General features: G+C 41.9%; 6 protein-coding genes. All 6 read left to right on the top strand.

Annotated elements, in window-relative coordinates:
* Positions 1 to 253 precede the first annotated feature (253 nt).
* Positions 254 to 1,951: an HAD-IIIC family phosphatase gene (locus EAO36_RS07965; RefSeq protein ID WP_235852421.1), complete on the top strand. Its 1,698-nt coding sequence runs from the start codon at positions 254 to 256 to the stop codon at positions 1,949 to 1,951.
* A complete protein-coding gene (locus EAO36_RS07960; protein WP_120955977.1) occupies positions 1,929 to 2,177 on the top strand; it encodes an acyl carrier protein in 249 nt (82 codons plus the stop codon). The genes EAO36_RS07965 and EAO36_RS07960 overlap by 23 nt, the downstream gene beginning before the upstream one ends.
* Positions 2,178 to 2,221: 44 nt before the next feature.
* Positions 2,222 to 2,686: a MaoC/PaaZ C-terminal domain-containing protein gene (locus EAO36_RS07955; RefSeq protein WP_120948811.1), complete on the top strand. Its 465-nt coding sequence runs from the start codon at positions 2,222 to 2,224 to the stop codon at positions 2,684 to 2,686.
* Positions 2,687 to 2,793: 107 nt separating this feature from the next.
* Positions 2,794 to 3,201: an MBOAT family O-acyltransferase gene (locus tag EAO36_RS09010; RefSeq protein ID WP_328588060.1), complete on the top strand. Its 408-nt coding sequence runs from the start codon at positions 2,794 to 2,796 to the stop codon at positions 3,199 to 3,201.
* On the top strand, positions 3,194 to 4,258 hold the full coding sequence (locus EAO36_RS07950; protein WP_328588058.1) for an MBOAT family O-acyltransferase: 1,065 nt from the start codon (positions 3,194 to 3,196) through the stop codon (positions 4,256 to 4,258). The genes EAO36_RS09010 and EAO36_RS07950 overlap by 8 nt, the downstream gene beginning before the upstream one ends.
* Before the next feature lie 8 nt (positions 4,259 to 4,266).
* The coding region (locus EAO36_RS07945; protein ID WP_120955976.1) for a hypothetical protein at positions 4,267 to 5,372 on the top strand (1,106 nt) is incomplete at its 3' end.

The following is a 5,372-nucleotide window of genomic DNA, read 5'->3' as shown; positions in this document are numbered from 1 at the left end:
AACACAAGGCGCAAACGGGTTTATTGTGGGGATTTGAAATACCTAAACCACTAATCCGAGAGTGCAGATGATACAATACCCAAATTTTTTGCTAGAATTGTGCTGGTTTTTGCAAAAACCCTATTCGCCTTTCTTGACTGCGATGTGGGTGGTTCTCTTGTACTTATGTTTTAAGGTTGTATATGCAAGACACTTCCTATTTTCTGCGCCATAAAAAACGCCTCAAAAGAGAGTTACTAACTGGGGGGGGGGGGTGCTTTCTAAAAAAATAGCCCTCTTAGGGGGCTCAAGCACAGCCGAACTCAAAGACCTCTTAGAGGTTTTTTTGCTCCAAAGGGGTATGGCTCCTAGCTTCTATGAAAGCGATTACAACCGCTACTACGAAGAAAGCGCGTTTGAAAACCCACCCTTAAAGGACTTTGCTCCCGATCTCATCTATTTACACACCTCTTGGCTCAATATTGCATGTTTTCCTAAACTGAACGCCCCGACAGAAGAGATTGCCAAACTTGTCCAACAAGAGATGAATAAATTAGAGATCATGCTCATCTCTTTAAAAACCCGCTATTCTTGTGCGATCATCATCAATAATTTCGATCTGCCCTCACATCGGTCTTTGGGCAATTTAGACAACTTAGAGGGCAAGACTCACTTTATTAACGCCCTAAACACCGCTCTTATAAAGCTCGTCAAAGAACACCCCTCAGTGTATGTGCAAGATTTGTTATATCTCTCTGCCCAAGTGGGGCTGTCCAAGTGGTTTGACTCTAACTTGTATTATCGTGCTAAGTATGCGATGGGTTATGAGGGCTTGGCTTGCGTGGCTTTGAATTTGAGCAAGCTAACCTGTGCTATTTTTGGGCTTTCTAAAAAAGTCCTGATTTTAGATATGGACAATACTCTTTATGGCGGGGTGATTGCCGATGATGGCTTGGCCGGCTTGGTGATTGGGAGTGAGAGCGCGCTAGCAGAGAGTTATAGTGCCTTCCAACGCTATATTTTAGAACTCAAAGAACGCGGGGTGTTGCTAGCAATCTGCTCTAAAAACACGCATGAAAACGCGCTTTTGGCTTTATCTCATGAAAACATGCTTTTAAAACCTTCTGATTTTGCCTGCATCAAGGCCAATTTTGAGCCCAAAGATCGCAACATTGAGCAGATTGCCAAAGAGCTCAATTTAGGTTTGGATAGTTTTGTCTTTGTAGATGACAACCCGGCAGAGCGCGCCTTAGTGTCCGCACAATTGCCTAGCGTGGCTGTGCTAGATATTGGGCAACCCGAGGAATACATTACAAGGCTTGATGAGGCGGGGTATTTTGAGCCCATTTCTTTAAGTCAAGAGGATTTAGCCCGTGTGGCCCAATACCAAGCCAACGCTAAGCGTCAGAATGCCCAACAACAATTTAGCTCTTATGCCGCGTTTTTGCAAAGTCTAGAAATGCGGGCTGTGATCGCCCCCTTTCACCCCAATATTTTTGAACGCCTAGCCCAGCTCATCAACAAAACCAACCAATTTAACTGCACCACAAAAAGATGCACCTTAGCCCAAGTGCAAGAATGGGCACAAAGCCCCACTTATATCACTCTTTATGGGCAACTGGTGGATAAATTTGGGGATAATGGCATTGTGGCTATTAGTATGGGGCGCATTGAGGGGGAGATTTGCCATTTGGAAATCTGGCTGATGAGTTGTCGGGTGCTTAAAAGAGATTTAGAATTTGCTATGCTCAATTCTCTAGCCAAGCGGGCTAGAGAATTGAGCATCAAAACCCTCAAGGGTTACTACTACCCCACGCCTAAAAATGCGATGGTTGCCCAACTTTATACAAACTTTGGTTTCACTCTACAGAGTCAAGCAGAGAGCGGGAGCGTTTTTAGTTTGGATTTAGAAAAACACACAGATAAACCCCACTACATAAAGGTAAATGATGGAACAAGCACAGATTTTTAGCCAGTTACAAGAGATTTTTAGAGATATTTTTGATGATTTAAGCCTAGTCATCCATGAGAGCACCAACGCTAACGACATTGAGGAATGGGACAGCTTGAATCATATCAGTTTGATCAGTGCCATTGAGAAGCATTTTAAAATCAAGTTCCATTTGAGTGAATTGCAGGGGCTTAAAAATGTGGGTGAAATGGCCACCTTGATTGCGCGCAAACTTGCCCGTGCTTAAAACCTACCGCTTTGCCGATCTCTTTTGGGGTGTGTGGGGAAGCTATGTGTGAGCCACACCAAATTACAGGTAGGGCTGTTGGCTTAAAGTATGCTTATAAGTTTAAAGACTTGCGCGTGGGGATGTGTGGGGGCTTTAGCGTGGTGATAACCTCTGAGATGTTAGAAAAGTTCAATGTCTTAAGCGGGGATGATAGCTATTTGCACGCCAATACAGATTATATGCAGGCCAAGGGTTTTAAGGGGGTGCTTTTCCATGGGGCAGCACTAGGTATGTTTTATTCTAGGTTAGTGGGTAAGCATCTACCTGGTGAATATGCCATGTCTTTAAGTTACGATCTGCGCTTTAAAAAACCCGTCTATGTGGGGGATCGTTTGCAAGTGAGCGGGCGCATCGTGCATTTGAATGAAGCGTTCCAAGTAGCTAGTTTAAAAGCGCGCATTGAGAATATCAATGATGAACCCTTTTTAGTGAGCACAGCAGACATTTTAGCCAAAGTTTTAGAATGAAAGACGCTTGTTTAAAGCGCAACGCCACTCCAAAAGACATTGTGCCCATGTTGCTCTCTTATGACCCCCCATCACCGGTGGGCTAGGATTTTAACAGAAAGGTTTTTATGCTTTTCAATTCGGTGGAATTTATTTTCATTTTCCTACCCATCAGTTTTTTTGTCTATTTTGGACTTAGCCGTTGGTATGCCCTGAGTGCTAAAGCGTGGTTGGTGGGGGCGAGTTTATTTTTTTACGGCTATTGGAATGTCAAATACCTCCCCCTCATTGTAATCTCCATTGTCTTTAATTTTGCCATTGTGCAAGCGATGTGGGCTAAACCCAAGCTGGCTAAAGGCTTTTTAAGCTTAGGATTAGTGGCTAATCTAGCCCTCTTGGGCTACTTCAAATACGCCGATTTCTTTATAGAAAACTCCAACACCGCTTTTAGCACTTCTTTTAACCTCTTACACCTAGCCCTACCTCTAGCCATCAGCTTTTTCACTCTACAGCAAATCACTTTTTTTATTGGATAGTTATGCCCAAATCGATTCCCCTAATGCAGGGGCTAAACCCTCTACCAAGCTCTCTAACTTTTTGGATTACGCGCTATTTGTAACTTTCTTCCCCCAACTCATTGCCGGTCCCATTGTGCATCATAAGGAGATGATGCCCCAATTTGCTAAAGACAGCAATAAACGCATCTCTTTGGACAACATCGCTAGTGGCGTGTTTATCTTTTCTATTGGGCTGTTTAAAAAGGTGGTGATTGCTGATAGCCTTGCCAAAATCGCCACAATGGGTTTTGACACCTCTAAGGTGCTCTCGGCTTTAGAAGGGTGGATGACTTCTTTAGCCTACACTTTCCAACTCTACTTTGATTTTAGCGGATATACAGACATGGCCATCGGAGCAGCCTTACTCTTTAATATCCATTTGCCCCAGAATTTTAATAGCCCCTTTAAAGCCTCCAGTATAGCAGAGTTTTGGCAAAGATGGCACATAACTTTAAGCCGTTTTATTTTTGATTATCTGTATGTGTCTATTGCAAGGATTTTTTCCAACCCCACCTTCCACACCTCCATGTTGGCTATTTTTATTGCCTTTTTGATTGCGGGGCTTTGGCATGGGGCAAGCTGGCTATTTGTTTTCTTTGGGCTTTTGCACGGGCTAGGTGTGGTGATCAATCACTATTGGTCCAAGAAAATCCGTAAAAAATACAAGCTTAAGCCTTTACCCGTGTGGCTGGGCTGGTTCATCACTTTTAATTATGTGAATATTGCCAATATCTTTTTTAGAGCAAAAGATTTTGTAGATGCGCTTAAAGTGCTCAAGGCAATGTTTTTAATGAGTGGATTTAAGAATTATTTGTTTAGTACAGCACTCGATCACACCAGCAAGCTTTTTATTGGCACTACGGCTATTTTAGCTCTTGGGATCACCTTTGGTTTTAAAAATAGTTGCCAAGTCTTAGAAAACTTCAAGCCCTCATGGCCACAATTGGGCTGGATTTATGCCACGATTTTTTGCATCGAGCTCTATATTTTTGGCTATGTGAATCGGGTGTCTGAGTTTATTTACTTCAACTTTTAGGATAGACGATGTCTGCTAAATCCTATTTAATAGCTGTTTTTGCGTTCATAGTAGTTGGTTTTGGTGTTTTTATCATCTCTAACTATGTTGTTGATCCTTTTCAGCAGCTTAGAAAAGCCAGTTGGTATAACATCGATTTTTATGATGACGATGCAAGATGGCTCATCTCAGGTATGGCTAAAAACTTTGATTATGAGAATATTCTCATCGGTTCCAGCACAGAAGAAAATATAGGAATTGATACGCTTTCTCAAATTTTCCATCTCAAAAAGCTCATTAAATTTACGATAGAAGGCTCTGCAGGCTTTGAAATTTATTCCGCATTGAATCTTGCCTTCCACACAAAACCCAACATTAAAACCGTGATTTATGCTCTGCGCCCCGATCTTTTTGTGCGCAAAGCAGGTGATGACTTTTTTCCAAAATTTTTATACACTACAAATGATCGTTTAAAACAAGTTTTAACCTATCTGAGCAATCCTAAGACCACCCAAAAGACCTATGACTACCTCAAATCTTTTTTGTTCCGCCAAGAACATTTGTCTGCTGATTCTTGTAGGCAGTATAATGAAATGTTTGCCTTTGATTGTAAATTTTTTCCAGATCACAAACACCCGGGTCCTGAGCATGTTGTTAAAATCTATTTAGATGGGAAGAAACGCCATACAGGCCCGCACAATGAGCACTTTCCTCAAGAGCAGGCCTTGCAGAACGCAGAAAATGAACTCGAGAGTTTGATCAGGTCCCACCCACAAACGCACTTCATCTTATTTTATGTGCCCTTCCCTGCGATCCTCTATTATCAAACCATAGAAAACAACAGCAAGGCCTTTTTTGAGCAAGAAAATCTACTATTCCCCAAAACTCTTAGTCTTAGACTCCTATCTTATAAAAATGTTGAACTTCATGATCTAAGAACCCTACCTTTTGTGACTAATCTCAATGCTTACTACGATATTTGGCATTGCGATCGCGATCATTTAAAACTTGCTTTTAAAGCTATAGCTAACAAAAAATACCAACTCAGCCCCTCCAATGTGCAAACCTTTACAGACGCTCTTAAAAATTTGGTTTTAAATTACCATATCCCAAAAGAGTTATTGTCTGGGGTACC

Source organism: Helicobacter mehlei (assembly GCF_003660265.1).
Classification (GTDB): Bacteria; Campylobacterota; Campylobacteria; order Campylobacterales; family Helicobacteraceae; genus Helicobacter; species Helicobacter mehlei.
This window is presented reverse-complemented; position numbering and strand designations above follow the sequence as displayed.